Source organism: Amycolatopsis sp. NPDC005003, assembly GCF_053600695.1.
In genome coordinates this window covers 12960-35194 of the sequence record NZ_JBSGAI010000069.1, presented here as the reverse complement: position 1 = coordinate 35194, position 22235 = coordinate 12960, and the positions used below count along the sequence as shown (strand labels likewise).

The following is a 22235-nucleotide window of genomic DNA, read 5'->3' as shown; positions in this document are numbered from 1 at the left end:
TTTTGACGTTTTATTTCTTTTTTTCGTGGGTGGCGGGGTGGTTGTGGTGGGTTTCTCCTTATCTATTCTTGTCAGAACCCGAATTACCACTCACGACCGGCCGCGGCAGACCATCAGCAGTCCGCGCGCCCGCCGAGGTAGGAGTCGAACAGGTCGGCGTTCAGCAGGTCCGCGGCCGGGCCGCCGTGCACGATCCGGCCGCGGCGCAGGACGTACGCATACCCGGCCATCGCGAGCGCGCGCCGGGCGAACTGGTCCACGACCAGCAGCGCCGTGCCCTCGGCGGCACGCTGCTGAAGAAACCCGAAGATCTCGTCGACGATGATCGGGGCAAGGCCCAGGGAAGCCTCGTCGACCAGCACCAGCTCCGGGTTCCGGACGTACGCGGCCGCCATCGCCAGCATCTGCTGCTGGCCACCGCTGAGGGTGCCCGCCTGCTGGCCCAGCCGTTCGCCGAGGATCGGGAACGCGGCCACCGCCCGCTCGACGGCGTCGTACTCCCGGCCGGGCTCGTCCTGCAGGACGAGGTTCTCCCGGACGGTCAGACCGCGGAAGACGCCCCGGCCCTCCGGGACGTGACAGAGCCCGCGCCCGAAGCGCCGCGGGGCTCGCTCGCGGGTGACGTCGCGGCCCGCGATCCGGATCGCGCCCGAGCGCACCGGAAGCAGGCCGGAGACCGCGCGTAGCAACGTGGTCTTTCCCGCACCGTTCGGGCCGAGCAGCGCGACGACCGAGCCGGCCGGCACCACCAAGGAGACTTCACGCAGGACCGTCGTCTGCCCGTAGCCCGCCGACACGCCGTCGACATCGAGGATGCTGGTCATCGGACCTCCGATCCGGCCAGGGATTCGTCCGATCCGAGATAGGCGGACTGCACGACCGGGCTCGCGGCGACTTCGGCCGGGGTGCCGTGGAAGAGCAGGCGGCCGAAGTCGAGGACGTAGATGTCGGCGCAGATCCGCAGCACCAGGCCGATGTCGTGCTCGACGAGCAGAACGCCGACGCCGCGCTCTTCGACCACCCGCTGGAGGATCTCCCCGAAGCGCTCGGTCTCGTCGTGGTCCAGCCCGGACGACGGCTCGTCCAGCAGCAGCACGTCGAACGGCCCGGCCAGGCACCGGGCCAGCTCGACGAGCCGGCGCTGGCCGGTCGACAGCGCGCCGGCCTGCTCGCCGGCCAGGCGCGTGATCCCGCACAGCGCCATCGCCGACCACACGGCCGCTTCGGCCGCCCGCCACTCCGCCGGGCGCGCCGCCAGCTGCGCCAGGACACCGGCGCCGGCTTGCGCGCATTCCCGCCCCAGCAGGACGTTCTGCGCCACGGTGAGCGTTTCGCACAGCTCCATGCGCTGGAACGTCCGGCCGATCCCGCTGCGGCCCCGCCGCGCGGGCGGCATCCCGGTGATGTCGCGGTCATGCAGCAACACCTGACCGCCGAACCGCCGGTTCAGGCCGCTGCAGGCGTTGAACGTGGTCGTCTTGCCCGCGCCGTTGGGGCCGATCAGCCCGGTGATCCGGCCGAGCGGCGCGTCGAAGCTGAGGTTCTGCACCGCTTTCAGGCCGCCGAAGGACACCGACAGGTCACGCACGGAAATGCCGCTACCGCCGGCGACCCGGCGCGGGGGTACCTGAACGACGACGGGCACGCTCCGGCGCCCACCGAGCCGATCGAGCACGACGCGCAACCGCTGCGGCATCGGCGGCCCGCCGCCTCGCACGGCGACGAGGACCGCGGCGACGCCGAAGACGATCCCGAGGATCTCCGTGACCCCGTCGCCCGGCACGTACCCCGGGATCACGTTCGTCAGCGCGATCAACGCGAACCACGGCTCGGCCAGCGGCGCCAGGCTCAGCTGGGCGAGCAGCTGCAGGGACGTGAACGGCTGGAAGAACGCGTCCGAGCCGACCGCGAACATCCGGGCGACGCCGAGCAGCGCCCCGGCGATCCCGGCCAGGAACGCCGACACGCAGAAGACGATCACCTTGGACACGGTGGTGCTCAGGCCCATCGACGTGACCGCCGTCGGCGAGTCCGCCATCCCCTGCAGGAGCCGCCCGAGCCGGCCCCGCTGGATCAGCACCAGCAGCACCGCGACCACCACCAGCACCGCCAGCACGACGTAGTAGTAGCCGCCGTCGTCTGGCGCGAAGTCCGGACGCGGCATGGTGCGGCCCTGCGACAGCGACGTGAACATGTACGGCTCGTGGTAGAGCAGCTGCTGCACGAGAATGCCGAACCCGAACGTCGCCAGGGCCAGGAACAGGCCCGACAGCCGGATCGCGGGCAGCGCGATCAGCGCGCCCACCGGCACCACGACCAGTCCGCCCAGCACGAGAGAGAGCACCCACGGCAGGCCGAGGTCGACGGCGAACTGGGAGAAGGCCACCGCCCCGATCGCCGCGAACGCCGCGTGGCAGAGCGAGACCTGGCCCGAGGTGCGCACCAGCAGGCCGAGCGAGAGCAGCATGATCGCGCTGACCAGTGCGGCGATCCAGTACGACAGGTTGTCGGCGCCGACGAACTGCGGCAAGAGGAGCAGCACGACCACGACGATCACCCCGGTGGCCAGCCGCACCCGGCCGGGCGCGCGGTAGGACGGCGGTGGTCGTCGCTCCACTGTGGACGGCCGGACCAGCTTGCGCTTGGGCAGCACCAGCAACGTCACGAAGAGCACAAGGAACGGCAAGGCCGAGGGCAATCCGCTCAGCCACGGGACGTCGAGGACGTAGTGCTGGGAAACGGCCGAGGCGACGCCGATCACCAGGCCGCCGGCGAACGTCAGCGGGATGTTGCCGAACGCGCCGACCGCCGCCGCGCCGAACGCCTGCACCACGAGGAAGGTCAGGCCGACGGCGTCCAGGCCGATCAGCGGCATGACCAGCACCCCGGACAAGGCGGTGAAGGTCGAACCGATGACCCACGCGATCCGCCGCACCCGCCGGGGGTCGGTGGCCTGCATCGCCAGCAGGTCCGGGTCGTCGACGACGGCGCGCATGGCCAGGCCGATCCGGGCGAACCGGAACATCGCGTACAGCGCGGCCACCGCGGCCACGGCGATGGCCACGATGGTGACCTGGCCCCACGTGACCACCGCGCCGAACAGGCGGAAGCTCGCCTGCCCGGCCGGCAGCCACGGCTCGACCTGGATGGTGTTCGCCCCGTACCGCAGCGTGGCCAGGCCCTGCACCGCCAGGACGAGGCCGACGGTGCCCACGATCTGCCACGCGATCCGCTGCGGCGCCAGCCGGGCGGCGATGCGCTCCATCAGCAGCCCGATCACCGGGCCCACAAGTCCCACGCTGACGATCAGCGCGATCGTCCAATGCAGACCAAACTCGGTGTGCAGCGCGTAGAACACGTAGGCGGCGACAGTGGCGATCGCGCCGTGGCCGAAGTTGAAGATGCCCGATGACTTGTAGGTCAGCACCAGGCCCGTCCCGGCCAGGCCGTAGATCGCCCCGGCGGCGATCCCGGCGACGACGAAGGGCAGCAGCTGCAGCACGGTGGCGCCTTCCTAGCTGGGGCAGGTGGGCTGGGCGGACCCGGCGAACGCGCCGTTCTGGTACTGGTACAGCCAGTAGCAGTTCACCGGCGGGGCGGGCTGGTCGGCCGTGAACGTGATCGGCTGCGGCAGCAGGCCGTCCAGCGTCTCGCCCTTGACCTTGCCGTAGGCGGCCAGCACGGCCTGCCGGGTGACGGTGTCCGCCGCCTGGCCGGCGGCCGGGGTCAGCGCCTTCTTGAACAGCTCGCCGCTGGCCCACAGCGCGGTCGACGCGGGCTGCCCGGAATCGCTGTCCGCCACGCCTTCCTCGGTCATCGCGGCCCGGTAGGCCTTGACCGGTGCCGTGTCGGCCCACCAGGGGAAGGCGTTGAGCGCGCCGGCCAGCCGGATGTTCGCCGCGTGGTAGAGCGTCGGGGAAATCGCCGAGGCGGACGACCCGAAGTAGCCCGCGTAGCCCTGCGCCTGGCAGTCCTTGACGACCCGCACGCCGACCGCGGGCGAGATCGACAGCTGGACGAAGTCGACCTTGCGGTTGACCAGGTCCAGGCACTGCGCGGTGTAGTTCGGGCTGGCGGCCGCGACCTGCATCGTGCCCGAGTAGGTCGTGCCGGCGGCCTTGGCCGCGGCCTCGAACAGCGGCACGGCGGCGACGCAGGCGGGTTCCTCCGCGCACGCCACCACGGAGATCTCCTTGCCGCCCACCGGCTTGGCCGAGGCGATCTGCATGTTGACCACCTGCGGGAACGTGGTGGTGATGCCGAACCAGTTCTTCAGCTTGCCCCACACCGTCGGGTTGTAGCCGATGCCGCCGGTGACGGGCAGCCCGGAGTCGGCGAGGATGCTGCCGACCGCCGGGTCGGTGCTGGTGCTCGCCGCCATCACGGCCACGACGGACTTGTCGGAGATCAGCGACCGGGCGGCGGCCGCCGCGGTCGGCGCGTCCTCCTTGGTGTCCTTGACGACCACTTCCACCGGGTGCCCGGCGATGCCGCCGGCCTTGTTGGTGTGCGTGGCCCAGGCCTGGAACACCTTCGTGGCCGACGCTTCCGACGCCCCGGTGGGGCCGCTGACGTTGGCCAGCACGCCGATCTTGATCGGCGTGCCGGTGAGGCCGTGGGTGTCGGTCGCGGCGGACCCGCTGGCACCGCACGCGGTGGTCGCGAGCGCGACGGCCGCCAGGCCGGCCGCCCATCGGCCTCGCTTCAGGGATCTCGACGGGTTCATGGGGTGGTTCTCCTCGATATTTCGGGTACGACGGCGGCACCGGCACGCCGGCGCGCGCGGTGTGGTGTGTTCGGGTTCGGGCCGAGGCCGGGGGTTACCCGGCCGGACGCGGCGGACGGGGGTCGACGACCCGGATGCGTGGTCCGGGCAGTCCGCAGGGGCACGGCGTGTGGTCGAGCGCGGCGGTCCGGCCGACGACGAGATCCCGCACGACGTGGGCGCGGTCGCCCGCGGTGCTCAGCGTGACGCCGCCGGGGCCCTCCGCCAGCCGCCACTCGGCCGGATCGAGGTGGGCGCCGGACCGTTGCGGGCACTCGAGGCCAAGCGCGGGGCCCAACATCGCGAAGACGGCCGGGTCCAGGCCCGCGTCACGCAGCGGGCCGATCGCCTCCGGCCGGGCCCAGATCGGGGCCAGCGCGGCCAGCGGCCCGGCGCAGTCCGGCTCCTTCAGCAGGCCCACGGCGGTCTCCCCGGACATGCCGAGGTACGCCCGGAACGGGAGCAACCGGAGGAAGGTCGCGGATCGCCGCACGTCCCAGCTGTACGGTTCGGCGTTGCTGTGGACGACCCGGCGGTCCCGCAGCGCCCGCACCACCGGACTCGCCCACGGCCCCTCGAAGTTGGGCGTGCTGATGAGCACGTGGTCGGCTTCGCCGATGCCCCAGACGTCCAGGACCCGGGCCGCCCACCGCACGTCACGGTCGAATTCCGCCCAGCCGATGTCGAACGGGACCTGCCGGCCGCCGTCGAGGTACAACCCGATGCCGAACAGCGGGGACACCGGCCCCTGCAGCGCCGCGGCCATGCTCACCCTGCTCATGCCTTCACCACCCGCGGGAACTTCGCCACGCTGGAGCTGCGGGCGAGGAGGTCGTCGACGGTGACGAGGTCGAGGTCCGGCTCGACGCCGACCCGCTCCAGCACGGCGTGCCGCAACCGGGCCCGCAGTTCGGTGACGTCGGCGGTGCGCGCCGGTTCGTAGCCGACCCTCAGCCGCAGCCTGTCCACAATGGGCGATTCACGGATGATCTGGAACATGCCGTCCTTGGTCTCGGGCAGGGATTCGACGGCGGCCCAGACCTCGCCGAGCACGACCGGGACGCCGGCGACCGTCGTCTCTTCGCCGCACCGGCCCACCACCCACTGGCGGGCGTGGGTGCGCCCGCAACCGCACGGCCGCCGGTCGATCCGCACGAGATCGCCGCTGCGGTACCGGATCAACGGCGCCGCCCGGTTGTCCAGGTCGGTGGCCACCAGCTCGCCGACCGCGCCCTCGCCGGTCGCCTCGCCGGAGGCCGGGTCGAGGCTCTCGGCCAGCACGAGGTCCTCCCAGAGGTGGTAGCCGTCGTGTTCACGGCACTCCCAGCACGTCCCGGTGTCCCCCGCGCTGCTGTAGGTGAACATCTCGACGCCCCAGTCGTCGCGCACCTTCTCGGCGAGCGCCCGGCCGAGCGGCTGCCCGGCGAACGAGGCGCCCTTAAGGGAGGACAGCGCGTCCCGGATGTCGTAGGTGTGCTCCAGCCGTTCGAGCTCGAGCACGGTCGGCATCATCAGCTGCAGGTAGGCGGGCCGGAACCGCAGCAGGGCCTGGACGATCTCCTCGCCCTTGCCGATCCAGGTGTCCACGAAGATCGGCACCAGCCCCATGCCGTGGTAGAAGGTGTCGTAGAAGCCGCGGAACGAGCCGGCCGACACGAGCACCTTGTCGCCCGGCCGCAGCCCGATCTCCCACAGGTCGCGGGCCGAGCACAGCTGCAGCGGCGGGTAGGCGTCCCAGATCTCCGGGATCAGCTCGGGATCGGCGGTCGTCCCGGAGGTGGACATGATCGACGACAGCCCGGACGGCGGCCCGAACAGCATCCCGCCGAACGGGTCGCCGGTGCGTTCCCGGTAGTCCTGGACGTCCTTCTTGGTGAACGTCGGCACCAGCCGGCGGAAGTCGGCCAGCGAGCGGATCCGCTCCGGGTCGACCCCGGCGGCCGACCACAGCTCGCGGTAGAAGGCCGACTGCGCGTAGGCCTCCGGCACCAGTTCGAGAACGCGCCGCTGCTGGAACTCCTCGAGTTCCGCACGGGACGCCGTTTCGAGCTCGGGCTCCAGGTAGCGCTGCTCGTCGCCGGTGAGCACCGCCGGTTCGAGTACTGTGGGCTGCGCGTCGGCCACGGTGAGTACCTCCATCGATCGCCCTTGACCAAAGAGTTAGAAGATTAAGAGATTTAGGTCACGACCGTAACCTCCGCGATCCGGCAGGCCCAGGGAACGGCGTTCCCGGCTTCCAGCCCGTTGACGGCCGACGAAATCGGGATTCCCGTGGAGATCAAGTGCCATCGGCGCCGCTTGGAAGTCGTGCCACCATAGTGTAATTTATTTAACTATTAGAGTCGGCTCGAGCGGAGGTGCGATGTCGCAGCTTGCCGTCGTCGAAGCGGACTCGCCCGGGGACGCCGAGACCGCGCGCATCCTGCGCGCGGCGTGGGCCGTGCTCGAGCGGTCGCACTTCCGTTCGCTGAAGATACGCCAGGTGCTGACCGCGTCCAACACGTCCGCGAGCACCTTCTACCGGTCATTCCCCAGCAAGGCCCACCTCCTGCTCGCCCTGCTGGCCGACGAGACGGCCCGTGGCGACCGCCTGCTCGCGGCGCGGATCGCCGAAGCGGACTCGCCCGAAGGCCGGCTGCGGGCCTGGCTGAAGTTCAACATCCGGACGATCTACCGGCGGGAGCTCGCGGAGCGCGCCCGGCTCTTCCTCGACACAGGGCTGCTCGAAGAGCTCCCCGAAGAGGTGCACCGGCTCTACGGCGTGCCGGGCCGGCGCCTGGCGGAGGTGATCCGCGAAGGCATGGCGGACCGGGTGTTCCGGGCGGGTGACCCGGTCGCCGACGCCGCGATGGTGGGTCACCTGATGCGCGGGCTGCTCGCCGACGGCCTGGACGGCCAGCTCGCCATGACCGAGGACCAGGCCTTGGACACCGCGTCGGACTTCGTGCTCCGGGCCCTGCGCCCGGCCTCCGAGACACGGGAGGAACGCACGTTGCGCGCCCTGCCGTGACTTCAATGTGACTCACCGTGACGAAGGGCGGCCTCCGGCCCAGAACCGGTCCCAGGCCGGGTCGGCGGCCGGCAGCGCGGGCGGACCACCGGTGCCCCAGCTGTCGAACCCCACGGCCTGTGGGTGCTCGGCCAGGTCCGCGGCGTACCAGTGGCGCTCACGACGTCGTTCGAACAGCCACTCGCCGTCGACCCGCCGGTAGCTGTCGTCGTAACGGATCGCCATCACGATCCACCGGTCGCCGACCTCGTGCTCGGCCCGGCAGTACACCTGCCCGGTCGCCGTGACGGGTACCTCGCCCGGCCCGAGTTCGATCCGGTGCCCGGCCAGGAGGTGCACCGAACGGTAGAACCAGCGCAGCTGCGGCTCGATGTAGTCGCGCAGCGCCCGCCGCCCGGTCCCGCGGCGGCCCATGTCGACGTCGGGCACGAACAGCGCGACCCAGGCGTCGAGGTCCCGCTGGTCCACGGCCAGGGCGTAGCGGATCGGCAGCTGCCCGATGTCGAGCTGCGCCTCGACGCGGGCGAGCCGCTGTTCGGTCGTCCCTGCCATCACGCGCCTCCGGTCAGCATCAGCGTGTCACCGGTCAGGTACGCGAGGTCGTCGCTCACCAGGGCGACGACCGCCCGCCCGATGTCGGTCTCCGGGTCGCCCATGCGGCCCAGCGGCATCGCCCGGGTCAGCTTCCGGAACCGCTCGGGCTCGTCCCTGCTGAACTGCTCAGCGGCGGGCGAGAGCGCGTTGGGCACGACCACGTTCACGCGGATGCCGTAGCGGCCCCACTCCCGGGCCGCCACCCGGGACAACCCGCGGATCGCCTCCTTGGCCATCGCGTAGGCACCGAAGGTCACGTTGCCGTCGATCGCGGTGCTGGACCCGAAGTTCACGATCGAGCCACCGCGGACGCGCAACAGCGGCAGCGCGGCCTGCATCGCGTGCAACGTGGCCAGGGGCCCGCTGCGCCAGCACACGTCCACGTCCTCGGGCGTCGTCTCGGCGAGCAGCCGCTGGACCGACGTCTGGGCGTTGTTCACGAGCGCGTCGAGCCTGCCGAAGCGACCGGCCGTCGCGGCGATCGCGGCCTCGACCTGGGCCCGGTCGGTGACGTCGCAGGCGAGCGCGATCGAGGAGCCGCCGAAGGCGTCGATCTCGGCCGCCACCGCCTCGCACTTCGCGACCGTGCGCCCGGCCAATGCGACGCAGGCGCCCTCGCGAGCCAGCGCCAGCGCGGTGCCCCGTCCGACACCCTGCCCGGCCCCGGTGACCAGCGCGACCTTCCCGGCTAACCTCAGCTCCGGCATCCCCGGTCCTCCTGTCCGTTCACCCGCCGCACGAGCGAAGTGTCGGCTTCGCGGCGCAGCCGGTACTCCCGGACCGCACCTCCCGCCGCGTGCACCACGCGGCCCGTGACGTCTCCGGCCGAGTCGGCGACGAGCGCCAGCACCACGCGGGACACATGTTCCGGCGCCAGGTCGAGATCGCTCCCGGCGCGGTCGAGGTGGTCCCGCGACATGCGGGTGCGCGCGCCCGGCGACACCGCGTTCACCGTGATGCCGTGCGGCGCGCCCTCGTCGGACAGCGCCATCGTCAGCCCCCACAGCGCCGCCTTCGCCGCCGCGTACGCCACACCGGCGTGGCAACCGGTTCGCAGCCCGGCCTCGGAAATCGTGTTGACCACGCGCCCGTGGCGATTGCCCCGCATGTGGTCGAAGGCCGCGCGGACGGTCCCGGCGCTGCCGATCACGTTGACCGCCAGGCACCGTTCCAGTTCCGGTTGCGACAGTTCGGCCACCCCGGTGCCGGTGAGGATGCCCGCGTTGTTGACGAGGATGTCCAGCCCGCCGAAGGTTTCGAGCGCACACAACACCGCCGCGGCGGCTCCGCCGAAGCACGAGACATCGGACCGGTCGGCCACCGCTTTCCCGCCCGCCGCAACGATTTCGGCGGCCGTCCGCGCGGCCAGGCCGGGTTCCCCGGGGAGGGTCCCGTCGACCGAAACGGAGAGGTCGTTGACGACCACCGCCGCCCCCGCCGAAGCGAGCGTCATGGCGTGCGCCCGGCCGAGCCCCCGGCCCGCGCCGGTGACGAGCGCGACGCGGCCGGCCAGGGATTCGCCGCCTGTCCCGTACTCCGCCATGGTCCGACGGTAGCCCGCCGGCCGGGCGCGACGGGGTCGTCGCGACCGGAACCGGGTTCCGGCGTCAGCCGGCTTCGCGCAGCAGTGGCGCGAGGCGGGTCGCGATCGTCGTGATGTTCCGCGCGACCAGGTCCTGGCTCATGCCGGCCAGCCCCGCCCAGAGGTACACCGCGTCGACCGGGGCCCCCGCGGTGTAGTCCAGGATCCGGGCCGCCACGTCCTCCGCGGTGCCGTAGAAGAAGTAGTCCAGCGACGTCCGCGGTTCCCCGGCCCGGAGCCGGTCGGGATCGACCGGGCGTGGCGGTGGCCGCCCGGTGCCCTGGCGGGCGTGCCGGGCATAGGAGTCGACCTGGGCGGCCAGGTGCCGGGAGACGACGGGCCAGTCGCGGTCGGGGTCGTCGGTCACCCACGCCTGCACGCCGCCGGCCATCCGGCCGCCGGCCGGATCGTGGCCGCCCTCGGCCAGCGCCGCGCGGTAGGGCGCCCAGAGCCGGGCGTCCGCCGAGAGCAGGTACTCCCCCAGCAGCCCGGCCCGCCGGGCGCCCTTCGGGCCGAGGTAGCCCAGCCAGATCGGCAGCCGTGGCTGCGCCGGCTTCGGCGTCACCGCACCCGACCGCCACAGCTCACGCACTTCCCTGGCCCGCGCGTCGTTCTCGGCGTACCGGGTCCGCAGGGAAGCGCCGTACAGCTCGAATTCGGCCGGGCGGTACCCGGCCCCGAGCCCGAGGTCCAGCCGGCCGCCGCTGAGGAGGTCGACGACCGCGGCCTGTTCGGCGATCTCGGCCGCCCGGTGCAGCGGCGCGACCACCACGCCGGTGCCCAGCCGGATCCGGGTGGTCCGCGCGGCGACCGCGGCGAGCAGCGTCAGCGGGGCCGGAAGGTAGTCGTCGTCGAAGCCGTGGTGCTCGGTCACCCAGATGGAGTCGAGCCCCAGCCGCTCGGCTTCCTGGCACAGCTCGAGGAACTCGCCGTAGAGCCGCACCGGGTCCCGTCGCCAGGGCACGGGATTGCGCATGTCGAAGTACAGGCCGGTTCGCATGGTCAGCCGACCGACGGCTGGTACAGCACGGCGCTCTGGCCGCAGTCGACCGGAATGGCGACCCCGGTGATGGCGGCGGCCTCGTCGGAGGCGAGGAACGCCACCAGGTTGGCGATGTCGCCGGGCTCGACCATGCGCCGGAGCGGCAACTGCTCGACGTAGGCGTCGAAGTCCGAGCCGAAGAAAGCCTCCAGCGACGGGGTGCGGACCGATCCCGGCACGACGGCGTTGACCCGGACCCCGAACTCCCCGGCCTCGACGGCGGCCTCGCGGGTGAGCTGGATGACGCCGGCTTTCGCCACCCCGTAGTAAGGCGTCACGCCCGGCACTTTCGCCAGCCCGGCGAGCGACGAGGTGTTGATCACCGAGCCTTGCCGACGGGGAGCCATCACCCGCAACGCCGCCCGCACGCCCCGGAAGGTGGCACCGAGGTTGCCGTCGATGCCACGCGCCCAGGTTTCGTCGGTGACGTCCACCATCGCGGCCCGGCGCCCGAAACCCACGTTGTTGTGCACGATGTCGATCCGGCCGTGCCGGGCGACGACCTTGTCGAACAACTCGTCGAGGTAGCCATCGACCAGGACATCGCCCACCGCGACCTCCGCCGTGCCCCCGGCGTCGACCAGTTCCACCAAGGTCTCGTCCGCGGCCTCCCCCGAGATGTCGTTGACGACGACGTGCGCCCCGTCGCCCGCGAGCCGCAGCGCGCTCGCCCGCCCGATCCCCGAGCCGGCACCCGTGACCACCGCGATCCGGCCATCGAACCTTCGCACGTGACAACCTCCAGCCTGGTCGTTCCCCGCAACCCGGTGGGCACATTGCCGGACCGGGGCCGGCGGTTCTGCGGTGAACGGTAGGGAGCGTCGAGTGCGAGCGTCCAGGTGTCGCTCCCGAACGCGGTTCCCGCCACGGGTCCCGGCTCTGCGGGCGGCGGATCAGCCGAGGTCGCGCAGGTACACGTTGGGCGTCCACATGTCGGTGCCGGTCGCGAAGTTGGTGGCGACGGACTGGAACGCGACGTGCTTGCCGTCGGCCGAGATCGACGGCGTCGCGGAGTTTCCGTTGCCCTCCGTGCCGTTCCCGGCGACGCTGGCCCGGGTCGTGGTCGCCGTGTCGCGGTCACGGACGAACACGTCCCACACGCTGTTGCGGTCGAACGGCACGAGCCGCCACGCGAAGGAGTCGAACGCCGTGTACCGGCCGTCGGCCGAGATCGACGGGCGGACGCCCTGGGTGGTGCCGGCGTAGTCCTCCGCGCCCGTGTAGAGGACGTTCAACCGGGTGACCGTCGACGTCTGCCGGTCGACGAGGAAGTTGTCGACCTGGCCGTTGGTGTCCCCCGGGTTCGGCAGCAGGTTCTCCGCGACCGACTGGTAGGCGACGTAACGCCCGTCGGCCGACATCGTGGCGAAGTTGCTGGCGCCTTGCCCTTGGTCACCGTGGGCGTTGACGCTCACCCGATCGGTCAGCCCGGTCAGCTTGTCGTGCACGTACACGTCGGTCGCCTGGTTCGTGTCGGTGCGCGTCAGGACGGCGTCGGATTCGAACGTGACGTAGCGGCCGTCGGCCGAGATCGACGGCCGCTGGCTGGCCCTCCTGCCCTCGAGGCTGTCCGAATCGACGCTGACCCGGATGGTGCGGTCCGTCTGCTGGTCGTACTCGAAAACGTCTTGGACGCCGTTCGTGTCGCGGTCGACGAGGTTGCTGGCGTAGGAGTCGTACGCGATGAAGCGCCCGTCGGCCGAGATCGCCGGGTTGAAACTGTGGCCGTTGCCCGCGGCACCCAGGAACCCGCCGCTGACCCGGCTCGTCCACCCGATCAACCGGTCGTGGACGAACACGTCCCAGGACAGATTGGTGTCTCCCGGAGCCAGGTTGGTCGAGAACGACACGAACGCGACGTAACGGCCATCGGCCGAAATGGATGGTGCCCAGCTGTCGCCGTTCCCCTGGACACCGTTGCGGTCGACGCTGACGCGGGTGGTCACCCCGGCCACCCGGTCCCGCACGAACACGTCGTCGACCCCGTTGGTGTCGCCGCCGACGAGGTTCCGGGCCGAGGACCGGAAGGCCACGTACCGCCCGTCGGCGGAGACCGACGGCTCCCCGCTCGCCCCGGTGCCCGGCTTGCCGTCGACGCCGACGCTGATCAACGTGGTGGCGGGCGCGGTGGCGGCGACCGCGGTGCCACCCATGCCACCCGGTACCAGCGCCGCGATGGTCGCCGCGCACAGTACGAGTCCGACCGAGCCGGTTCTCTGACTTCTCATCATTGCCTTTCTCTGTTCAAACGGGAAAACCGTGGTTCACCGGGTCGGCAGGACCGGCTGGAACCGTTCGTTGACGAAGCCGTAGCAGGGGTTCTGCACCAGCCGGCGGTAGTTGTCGGTGTTGATGCCGTCCACCGAAAGGCACAGTCCGCTGTGCACGTTCTGGAACTCCGCGACGCCGTTGTAGTAGTCCCAGAGCATCCGCCACTGCTGGTTCGGGCCGACCAGGCACGTGTACTGGACGATGGGGTTCCCCTGGTTCGTTCCGTAGGCGTAGTCGTCCAGGCACTTGCCGGTGCGCACGTTCTGCAGCCAGAACACGGCCGGGTCGTCCGTGGCCTGCCCCATCCGCCAGCGCTGGTTGTTGCCGTACTCGCACGAAAGCTGGTCGACCGGGGCGAAGTCGTCGAGACGTCCCTTGTCGACCTGCACGCACTTGGGGCCGCCGGTCCAGCTGCCTTCGTTGGTCTGCCAGGCCAGCACGTCGCCGCTCACCGGCGGGTAGATGGTCCGGTCGGCGTGGGCGGGCCCGGCCCCGGTCAGCACGAGGGCGGCGGTCGCGAGCGGAACCAGCACGGCGGTGCGGATCACGCGTGGTAGCTGAAGCATGCGCGAACCCTAGGGATCAGCGCGTGTCCGGCTCCAGGACGAACCGGCGGAAAAGCCGGCAGAACCGGTTTCCCGCCGATCAGCGGTCCGCGGCCATCGCCGGGTGCGCGCGGACGCGGGCCTGGTCCGGCAGGCCGATGGGGAACGTCAGCGCCTCGCGGAACAGCCGGGCGGCGCCGTCGAGGTCGCCGTCGGCGGCGGCCGTCTCGCCGAGGGCGAGCAGCGCGAGCCCGGTCGCCTGGGCGTGTTCGGCCCGCCGGGCCAGCTCCAGCGCCCGCCGGCCGGTGGTGGTGGCGTCGGCCCAGCGGGCCAGGCCGGCCTGGGCTTGGGCCAGCAGAGCGAGCGCAAAGGCCTCCGAGCCCGGTTCGCCGAGAGCGGCGAACGTGGCGGCGGCCTCGGTCAGCAGGGTGGCCGCGCCGGCGTGGTCGCCGGTGTCGTTCCGGACGGCGCCGAGGTTGAGCTGCGCCACCGCGACGCCGCGCCGGTCGCCCAGCTCGCGCTTGCGGCGCAGCGCGGCGGCGTGATACTCGATCGCTTCGGCGTATGCGCCGCGGTCGTGCGCCAGCGCGCCCAGGTTGTTCAGCGCGATCGTCTCGCGGCGCGCGTCGCCCATGGTCCTCGCCTGGTCCAGCACGCCGGTGTACGCGGCCGCGGCGTCGTCGTACCGGCCGGCGAACTTGTGGGCGTTGCCGATCAGGGTCAGCGTCGCGGCCCGGCCGTCCGGGTCGGCGCCGAACGCCTCGGCGGCCGACGCGGCCAGCGCCAGCGCCGCCTCCGGGTCGCCGCTCTCGTTGGCGGTGACCGCGGCGCCGTGCCAGGCCCACGCGCGGGCCTGCTCGGTGAGCGCGGCACCGGCCGCGCCCGTGAGCATCCGCCGTCCCTCGGCGAACCGCCCCCGGGCCACGTAGTGCTTGGTCAGCGCGCGCACGGTGTCCACGCCCAACAGGGCAGGCGCGGCGTCGACGGCTTGCTGGATCGCGGCCCGGACGTTGTCCTGCTCATCACCCAGCCGGGGATCGCCGTCGCGGACCAGGCGCAGGAAGTGCCCGGCGTGCGCGTCGCGATCGGCCCCTTCGGTCAGCTGGTCCTCGACGACCTCGCGGATGGTGTCCAGCATGCCGATCCGGGGGTGGCCGGCCCGTTCGGTGACGGTGACCAGGCTGTGCGCGGCCAGCGTGGTCAGCGAAAGCGGCGGTGCGCCCAGCACGGCCTCGACGTCGACCGGGTCGGCGCCGCCGGAGAACGCGCCCAGCAGGCCGAACAACCGCCGGTCGGGCTCGGTGAGCCCGCGCGTGCTCCATTCGACCGTGCGGCGCAGGCTCACGTGCCGGTCGGCCAGGTCCACGGTGTCGCCGTGCAGGTCGCGGACCTGGGCGAGCACCTGGGCCGGCGCCTGGGTGCGCAGCCGCGCGGCGGCCAGCTCCAAGGCGAGCGGCAGGCCGTCGAGACGGCGGCACAGCGCCGCGACCGCGACGGCGTTCTCCCCGGTGAGCGCGAACCCGGGCCGGACCGCGGCGGTGCGTTCGACCAGCAGCCGGACGGCCGCGTTGCCGGCCAGGTCCGCCGGGTCGTCACTGTCCGGAGTGGACAGCGGGGCCAGTGGCCAGAGGTGTTCCCCGCGCAGCCGCAGCGGCGACCGGCTGGTGACCAGGACGGTCAGCTCCGGGCACCCGGCCAGCAGCGTGCCCACGGTGCCGGCCGCCTCGGCCACGTGCTCGAAGCTGTCGAGCACCAGCAACCACCGCCCGTCGCCGAGCAGCGCGGCCGGGTCGGGCGTCCGCAGGGACTCGGCCAGCGCCTGCGGGACGTCGTCGGCGTCCCGCAGGGCGCTCAGGTCGAGGCCGTGCACGGCATCGAACCGGCTCGCCACCTGCCAGCCGACCTCGAGCGCGAGGCGGGTCTTGCCGACCCCGCCGGTGCCGGTGATCGTGACCAGCCGCACCGGCGGATCCTGGACCAGCCGGAGCACCGCGGCGAGATCCTCGGACCGGCCGACGATCGAGGTGACCGGCGCGGGCAGCGCCGGCCGGACCGCCGTCCGCCTGCGCCGGGTGTCCGGCGGCGGCGCCGTCCGGGCGCTCCGGGCGAACGCCTCCTGCTCCTCCGGTGTCAGGCCCAGCGCCCCGGTGAGCGCACGCAGCGTTTCGCGCTGCGGACGCCGGGTGGCGCCCCGCTCGATCTCCCCGATCGCGCGGACGCTGATCCCGCTCAGCTCCGCCAGCTGCTCCTGCGAGAGACCGCGGCTGCTCCGCAGCCCTGCCAGCATCTCCGCCAACGCCATCTGCCCCCGGTGCACCGCCACATGGTAAAGACGGCTGCGGAAGCGCCGCGGTTCGCCACCAGCACTCGTCACCCGAGCCGGCTCTCGACAGAGGTGGTCGTTCCCGCCGGCACACACGCCATAGTAGATGCGGGAGCAGGCGGCGTCGGCCGCTCCTCCGGCCAGACGTTCATGTGACGTTTGCTTGGCACGTGTCTTGGCGCCCTTAGCGCCGGCGTTGACGGATGTGTACCCTGCAAAGGCATTGGTCAAAGAGCATCTGGGGGGTTGCCATGTCCTTGCTTCGTCATGCTCTCGTCGCCTTCGCGACACTCGTTCTCACTCTCGGTCTGACACCCGCCGTCCAGGCGAAGACCGACGACGTGAACATCCTGGCGTCCGCCAGGATCATCAACCTCTACACCGGCCGCTGCCTGGCGGTCCAGGGGGCCAACAACGTCAACGGCTCGCCGGCCTTCCAGTACGACTGCATCGACAGCGCGGCGGACCAGCACTGGAACATCGAGCGGATCTCCACTGGGCGGAGCCGGATCCGCAACGCGTACACCGGCAGGTGTCTCGCGATCCAGGGGTCCAACAACGTCAACGGTTCACCGGCGTTCCAGTACGACTGCGCCGGCTACGAGGACCAGAACTGGAACATCTTCGACGAGGACAGTGGCGGCCGGTACGTCAAGATCCAGAACTGGTACACCCAGCGTTGCCTCATCGTCCGGGGTGCCGACAACTTCAACGGCTCACGGGCGTTCCAGTTCGACTGCCTGAACTTCGAGGACCAGAAGTGGGTGCTCCAGACGGTCTGAGCGCCCGTTCCCGGACTTGATCCCGGTTCGGCGGGCCGTGGCCCTTCGCAGCAGGAGCACGGGAAAGGCCCGTAGCCAACCGGCTACGGGCCTACCCCCACGATCGCCGCCCGCGTGCATCGGGACTATCTCAGCCGATACCCGCGGATGATCGTCTGGTCGACGGTGTTGCCCACGCTGTCGGTCGCGGTGGCCCGCAGCGACACGAAGGCGGCCCCGGCGGGGTGGCGCAGGCCCGCCAGCCACTGTCCGTCTCCGCGCTGCACGGGCACGGGCTGCCAGGTGCCGCCGTCGTCATACGACACCCGGACCGTCAGCGAGGTGATGCGGGCTTGCTCGTCGGTGTGCTCCACCCGCACCGGAACGACGAACGGCACACCTCCCGGGGCGCGGTTGTGGTCGTCCAGCCGCGGCGCGAACCGCACCGCCATCATGGGGACGGGCCGGACCTGGCTTCCCGGCACGGTGCCCGAACGGAACGTCCAGTCCGCGGTGACCTTCGTGGACAGCTCGGCCGTGCCGCTCCGCTCCGACTCGCTGTGCAACCGGTACGCGCTCTCCCCTGGTGGCACGTCGAACTCGGTGTAGCCCACCCACGGCTGGGTGCCGATCCGCTCGTCTCCCCGGTACAGCACGGTTTCCGCGGAGCCGGTCACCGACTGTCCATAGTGGCCGGACGATGGGTCGCTGAACGGCCACACGTCGAAGTACACCGTGTCACCGGTCCGGCCCGCCCATTCCGCCGGAGAACCCGGATACCGCGGGAAAGCCGGCCCCAACACCCCGGTGTTCCACTGTTCGGCCATGGACTCGCCCCGCCGGAACGTCTTCGGCACGGTCTGCGTGTACCACTCGTACAGCGGCTTTTCCATGGGCTTGCCGAAGAAGCGCTCCCAGGGCGTGTCGGGGCTGTAGTACTCCTGGAGCGTGAACGGCAGCGGCGCCCGCACCGTGTAGTCGCGTTCGCCGATCTCCCCGCTGCCGCTCGCGGCGTGCGTGGACCGGACGGCGGCGAGGTCGCGGTCGGCGAAGTGCCGCACGAGCCCGGCCGGCACGCGGCCCTGCTCCGCCCACCGGAGGTGGTACAGGTACGGACTGCCGGTGAAGCCGCCCTGCCCGTCGCGTCGGGCGAGCAGCCCCTCCGCGGTGTAGGTGAATTCGGGCGCGCTCGTGGCCGAGGGCCGCACCCACACCTTGTCGAACGAACCGAAGTCGCGGAAGCCCGTCTCGCCGAAGGACGTCGTGCGCAGGAACGACTGGATCGTCTCGGAATCACCGGCGTCCGGCCGGTCGACCTTCGCACCGACGGGTTTGGCGTCCCGGGCGTCGACGACCATCCCGCTGTCGCCGGTGACGGTGATCTCCGGTTCGGCGAACAGCGCCCGGATCAGCTCGTTGGCGGCGTTCCGGCCGAGGATGGTGGCGTGGAAGAAGTACCGGCCGGGTGGCAGCCGGACGACAGCCGACCCGGCCGTCACGGTGGCCAGGTATGCCGAGGGCTGGTCGAGGCCGACGAAACGGTACTCGGCGCGCTGTGCCGGTTTTCCCTGCCAGTCGAGGAGGTCCAGCTTGACGTCGTGGTGTTCGGCCTCCCGCTGGAGGCCGAGCGGGGTGCGGACCACGTTGCCGCCGCCGGTGGCGACGACCGCCCCGCCGTAGGTGCCGTCCGGGCCGTCGACCGCGGTGTCCGCGGTCAGCGTCGCGGTGGCCTGCCCGCCCGCGGGGACCTCGAGGGTGCGCGGCGCCACGGTGAACATCCCGGCGGGCGCCGGTTTCCCGGCCTCGTCGCGCACGGCCACGGCCAGGTCCAGGGTGACCGCGGTGGTGCCGGTGTTCACGTAGGTGAGGACCGTCGGGATCGGCTTGTCGTCGCCGTGCGGCCACCGTGCCTGTCCGAGGGACACGCTCGCCGGGGTGGCCAGCACGGGCTGGCCGACCGCCCGCGCGACGTCTACCCGGCCGGCGCCCTGCTCGTACACCGTCGCCCCGTCGCGGGGCGCGGCACTGCCCATCAGCGCGGACTTCAGCCGCGCCGCGTCCCAGTCCGGGTGCATCCCGGCGAGGATCGCCGCCGCGCCGGCCACGTGCGGTGCCGCCATCGACGTGCCGGACATGGCCGTGTACTCGTCGTCGACGGGCGTTCCGAGGTGCCCGTTCTTCGCGCGGGCGGCGACGATGCCCACCCCCGGCGCGGTGATGTCCGGCTTGATGGCACCGTCGGCGCGCGGGCCACGGCTGGAGAACTCGGCCAGCGCGTCGGCGCCGTCGACCGCCCCGACCGTCAGCGCGGCGTCCGCGACGCCGGGGCTGCCGACCGACCCGGCGCGCGGACCCTTGTTCCCGGCGGAGACCACGAACAGCGCGCCCGACTGCGCGGTGAGCCGGTTCACCGCCTCCGACAGGACGTCCACGCTCGGGTCCTTGCCGCCGGCCACCGACCCGCTCAGGCTCATCGCGACGACGTCGGCCCCCTGCGCGGCCGCCCACTCCATGCCCGCGACGACCGAGGACTCGGTACCGTCGCCGTTGTCGTCGAGCACCTTCCCCACCAGGAGCCGGGTATCGGGAGCGACGCCCCGGAACCGGCCGTCCGACGCCGCTCCGCTGCCGGTGATGATCGACGCGACGTGCGTGCCGTGCCCGGCCCGGTCGTCGCTGCCGCCGGGGCTCCCGGTGAAGTCCCTGGTCCCGGCCACCGCGTCGGCGAGGTCCGGGTGCGTGGCGTCGATGCCGGTGTCGAGGACGGCGACGGTCGTGCCGCGGCCGGTGTACCCGGCCTGCCAGGCCTGCGGCGCACCGATCTGCGGCACGCTGCGCTCCAGGTCGGCGTGCACCGGGCCGTCGAGCGCCACCCGCCGGACGCCCGGTGACAGCGTCGTCGCGCCCCCGGCGTCCAGCGCCGCCCACACCGAGGACACCGCGTCCTTGGCCGGGCGGATCGCCGTGGCTCCGATGCTGGGCAGCTCGTGGCCGCCGGCGAGGGCCGCGAGCCCGGCGCGGAGGCCGCCGCCGGTGTGGGTGACCACCAGGGGCAGGTCCCGCCGGGCTTCGTCGTGGTAGCCGGCCTCGACGAGTGCCGAGATGTCGAACAGCCGCGGGTCGAGCTGTCCGCCCGTGACGAGCGCCGCGACGTCGCGGGGTACGACCACGCTGTGGCCGTTCTCGTCGATCCGCTGCTCGAAACCGACGTGTTCGCGGCCCGGCGCGGGTCGCACCCGGATGCCGTCCCGGCCGGTGAGCGTCACCCGGTCGCCGGTGACGAGGGTGACGGTTTTCCCGGCCGGCCGGGCCGGTGCGGTGGCGGTGATGCCGTTCGCGGCCGCCGCCGGTGGCGAGACCACGGCGGCGAGCGCGACGACGGCCAGCGCCGCGTGGCCGAGGCGTCGCCGGGTCGGACGCGTCACGAGGTCGCTCCCACCGAGTCGACGACCACCTGGTCGGTGCTGGACCAGGCGATCACGGTCCCGGCCGGCACGTCGGCCCCGGCCGTCGCGACCATCCTGGTGCCGAGCACCCTGGAGGTCACCGGGTCGAGGATGATTTCGCTGCGGAAGCCTTCCCCGTTCCGCCCGATGGCCACGCCGGCGCGGCCGGTCAGGTCGACCTGGCCCGGCGCCCGCTCGATGCCCGGCAGCAGGGCGATGGCCTGGTACAACGCCGTCCGGACGGCCGGCGTGAGCAACGCGTCGGCACGGGCGGCGAAGCTGGCGGCCGTCTTGAAGGTCAGGTAGTCGGCGTCGTGCTTGGTGTTCGTGCCCGCGGCGGCCCGGAACACCGCCAGCAGCCGCTCCGGGTCGGTGGGCAGGCTCGCCACCCAGGACAGCGTGGGGTGGTCGACGCCCGGTTCCTTCGGCTCGCTGACCGGCAGTTGTTCCTTCGGATCACCGTTCGGGTTCGGGTACACCTGCGTGTGCGGCTTCGGCAGGGACTTGCCGTTGTCGGCGAGCTTGCGCGCGTCCGCGTCCGTCCACGGGCGAGCGTTGAGGTTGGTCGCCAGCTCCATGCGCACCGTCCGCAGCCCGTCCGCCGCGAACCACGCCTTGGTCTCGTCCTCCGAGACCACCTGGGCCTCGCCGTCCGCGCCCACCGGGATCCCGTGCATGCCCTGACCGCGCATGTGCGAGTACACGAACTGGCCGGGCCGGACCGCCAGCGGCCGGAGGTCACCGGTGTGCGCGGCGAGCGTGATCAGTGCCTCGCGAGCCGGGGTGTCCGCGCCGACGAGCGGGGCGGGGGTGCCGGGCCGGGCCGGGCCGCCGCTGGTCGGCAGCGCGGTCGGGTCGCCGCTGGTCGGCAGTGCGGTCGAGTCGCCGCCGGTCGGCTGCACGGCGATGGCGATGCCCAGGCCCGCGACCAGCGTGACCGAGGCGGCGGCGAGCACCATGCGCCCCCGGTGGCGGGGTGCCGGCGGAGCCTGCATCGACCGGAGGGCCTTGGCGCGCATCCTGGCGAGGCTGCCGTTGTCCGGGGCAGGGGTGTCGAGGACGGACCGGAGCAGGGTGATCTCGTACTGCTCGTCCGGTGCTTGCTGGGTGCTCATGAGGTCATCTCCCGGGAGGCGGATACGTCGGCGTGGGCGGGCAGGACGTCACGCAGCCGTTTCCTGGCCCGGTGCAGCGCGGAACGCACGGTCCCGATCGGAATCCCGAGCGCGGTGGCGATCTCGCCGTAGTCCAGGTCCGCCAACGCGAAGAGCAGGAGCACATCCCGCTGCCGACGCGGCATCTGTTCGAGCGCCGAACTGATCAGCTGCACGTACTCGGCGGCATGGGTGCGCTCGACGGCCCGCAGCGCGGGCTCGTCACCCCCGGCGAGAGGCGGCACCACCTTCGCCATGGCGCGATACCGCGCGACCTCCTGCCGCCACCGCCGCCGCAACAGGTTGGTGGCGATCCCGTACAGCCAGGGGAGGGCGTTCACCCGGCCGGCGTCGTACCGGTCCCGCTGCTTGAACGCCAGGCAGAACACGTCGGCGACGACGTCCTCCGCCACCCCGGCGCCGACCCGGCCGGCACAGTACCGGTGCAACGCCCCCGCATACCGGTCGAACAACACCCCGAACTGCTCGGCATCCCCGGCCACCAACTCCGCATCCGAACCCGGCAACCCCACCACCGGCGGATCGCTGTCTCCGACAGAACGCAACGATGTCATGCCCCTCTTTGCCCCCACGCCCCTCTCGAGTTCCCCGGCCCGGGAACCCGGGTCGCCGGCGACCTCGTTCATCCAGGCGAGCAGGGCAGTGCCGTCGGCGAGCACGAGCGATTCGGCGAACGCTCGGTTGCTCAGCGGCCGGGCGGGATCGCCTGGGTCGAGGCCGC

General features: G+C 72.3%; 18 protein-coding genes. 2 read left to right on the top strand and 16 right to left on the bottom strand.

What is annotated here, in order from left to right; genetic code table 11:
* Positions 1 to 113: 113 nt before the first annotated feature.
* The 5 genes from ACWED2_RS44690 to ACWED2_RS44670 all read right to left on the bottom strand — a co-directional run bounded on the left by ACWED2_RS44690 (position 114) and on the right by ACWED2_RS44670 (position 6904).
* Complete coding sequence (locus ACWED2_RS44690; protein WP_449696588.1) at positions 114 to 824, bottom strand: ABC transporter ATP-binding protein; 711 nt, start codon at positions 822 to 824, stop codon at positions 114 to 116.
* Positions 821 to 3502 (bottom strand): ABC transporter permease subunit, encoded by a 2682-nt coding sequence (locus ACWED2_RS44685; protein ID WP_449696587.1) that lies wholly within the window; start codon positions 3500 to 3502, stop codon positions 821 to 823. The genes ACWED2_RS44690 and ACWED2_RS44685 overlap by 4 nt, the downstream gene beginning before the upstream one ends.
* Positions 3503 to 3514: 12 nt before the next feature.
* Entirely contained in the window at positions 3515 to 4726 is a 1212-nt protein-coding gene (locus tag ACWED2_RS44680) for an ABC transporter substrate-binding protein (protein ID WP_449696586.1), read from the bottom strand.
* 94 nt (positions 4727 to 4820) lie between these two features.
* Entirely contained in the window at positions 4821 to 5546 is a 726-nt protein-coding gene (locus tag ACWED2_RS44675; protein ID WP_449696585.1) for a hypothetical protein, read from the bottom strand.
* Entirely contained in the window at positions 5543 to 6904 is a 1362-nt protein-coding gene (locus tag ACWED2_RS44670; protein ID WP_449696584.1) for a phenylacetate--CoA ligase family protein, read from the bottom strand. The genes ACWED2_RS44675 and ACWED2_RS44670 overlap by 4 nt, the downstream gene beginning before the upstream one ends.
* 223 nt (positions 6905 to 7127) lie before the next feature.
* On the opposite strand from ACWED2_RS44670, the gene ACWED2_RS44665 reads away from it, so the two are divergent.
* Complete coding sequence (locus ACWED2_RS44665; RefSeq protein WP_449696583.1) at positions 7128 to 7775, top strand: TetR/AcrR family transcriptional regulator; 648 nt, start codon at positions 7128 to 7130, stop codon at positions 7773 to 7775.
* A gap of 12 nt (positions 7776 to 7787) precedes the next feature.
* Here ACWED2_RS44665 and ACWED2_RS44660 read toward each other — a convergent pair whose 3' ends face one another.
* The 8 genes from ACWED2_RS44660 to ACWED2_RS44625 all read right to left on the bottom strand — a co-directional run bounded on the left by ACWED2_RS44660 (position 7788) and on the right by ACWED2_RS44625 (position 16126).
* The gene (locus ACWED2_RS44660) at positions 7788 to 8327 is read right to left on the bottom strand and encodes a nuclear transport factor 2 family protein (RefSeq protein ID WP_449696582.1); all 540 of its coding nucleotides are present in this window, start codon (positions 8325 to 8327) and stop codon (positions 7788 to 7790) included.
* Complete coding sequence (locus ACWED2_RS44655) at positions 8327 to 9076, bottom strand: SDR family NAD(P)-dependent oxidoreductase (RefSeq protein ID WP_449696581.1); 750 nt, start codon at positions 9074 to 9076, stop codon at positions 8327 to 8329. Before ACWED2_RS44655 ends, ACWED2_RS44660 begins: the two co-directional genes overlap by 1 nt.
* Entirely contained in the window at positions 9064 to 9912 is an 849-nt protein-coding gene (locus ACWED2_RS44650; protein WP_449696580.1) for an SDR family NAD(P)-dependent oxidoreductase, read from the bottom strand. Before ACWED2_RS44650 ends, ACWED2_RS44655 begins: the two co-directional genes overlap by 13 nt.
* Positions 9913 to 9976: 64 nt before the next feature.
* Positions 9977 to 10951, bottom strand: a complete 975-nt coding sequence (locus ACWED2_RS44645; RefSeq protein ID WP_449696579.1) for an LLM class flavin-dependent oxidoreductase — start codon at positions 10949 to 10951, stop codon at positions 9977 to 9979.
* 2 nt (positions 10952 to 10953) lie between these two features.
* On the bottom strand, positions 10954 to 11724 hold the full coding sequence (locus ACWED2_RS44640; RefSeq protein WP_449696578.1) for an SDR family NAD(P)-dependent oxidoreductase: 771 nt from the start codon (positions 11722 to 11724) through the stop codon (positions 10954 to 10956).
* A 162-nt stretch (positions 11725 to 11886) separates the two neighbouring features.
* A complete protein-coding gene (locus ACWED2_RS44635) occupies positions 11887 to 13221 on the bottom strand; it encodes a TolB family protein (protein WP_449696577.1) in 1335 nt (444 codons plus the stop codon).
* Between the two features lie 36 nt (positions 13222 to 13257).
* The gene (locus ACWED2_RS44630) at positions 13258 to 13830 is read right to left on the bottom strand and encodes an RICIN domain-containing protein (protein ID WP_449696576.1); all 573 of its coding nucleotides are present in this window, start codon (positions 13828 to 13830) and stop codon (positions 13258 to 13260) included.
* A gap of 79 nt (positions 13831 to 13909) precedes the next feature.
* On the bottom strand, positions 13910 to 16126 hold the full coding sequence (locus tag ACWED2_RS44625) for an ATP-binding protein (protein ID WP_449696575.1): 2217 nt from the start codon (positions 16124 to 16126) through the stop codon (positions 13910 to 13912).
* A 257-nt stretch (positions 16127 to 16383) separates the two neighbouring features.
* Between ACWED2_RS44625 and ACWED2_RS44620 the strand changes: the two genes are divergently transcribed.
* On the top strand, positions 16384 to 16914 hold the full coding sequence (locus tag ACWED2_RS44620) for an RICIN domain-containing protein (RefSeq protein ID WP_449696574.1): 531 nt from the start codon (positions 16384 to 16386) through the stop codon (positions 16912 to 16914).
* A gap of 125 nt (positions 16915 to 17039) precedes the next feature.
* On the opposite strand, the gene ACWED2_RS44615 is transcribed toward ACWED2_RS44620, so the two are convergent.
* The 3 genes from ACWED2_RS44615 to ACWED2_RS44605 are packed head-to-tail and all read right to left on the bottom strand — an operon-like array spanning position 17040 to position 22059.
* Positions 17040 to 20318, bottom strand: a complete 3279-nt coding sequence (locus ACWED2_RS44615; RefSeq protein ID WP_449696573.1) for a S8 family serine peptidase — start codon at positions 20316 to 20318, stop codon at positions 17040 to 17042.
* Positions 20315 to 21454 carry a CU044_5270 family protein gene (locus tag ACWED2_RS44610; RefSeq protein ID WP_449696572.1) on the bottom strand — a complete coding sequence of 380 codons (1140 nt, stop codon included), beginning with the start codon at positions 21452 to 21454 and terminating at the stop codon, positions 20315 to 20317. The genes ACWED2_RS44615 and ACWED2_RS44610 overlap by 4 nt, the downstream gene beginning before the upstream one ends.
* On the bottom strand, positions 21451 to 22059 hold the full coding sequence (locus tag ACWED2_RS44605; RefSeq protein ID WP_449696571.1) for an RNA polymerase sigma factor: 609 nt from the start codon (positions 22057 to 22059) through the stop codon (positions 21451 to 21453). Before ACWED2_RS44605 ends, ACWED2_RS44610 begins: the two co-directional genes overlap by 4 nt.
* Between the last annotated feature and the right edge of the window lie 176 nt (positions 22060 to 22235).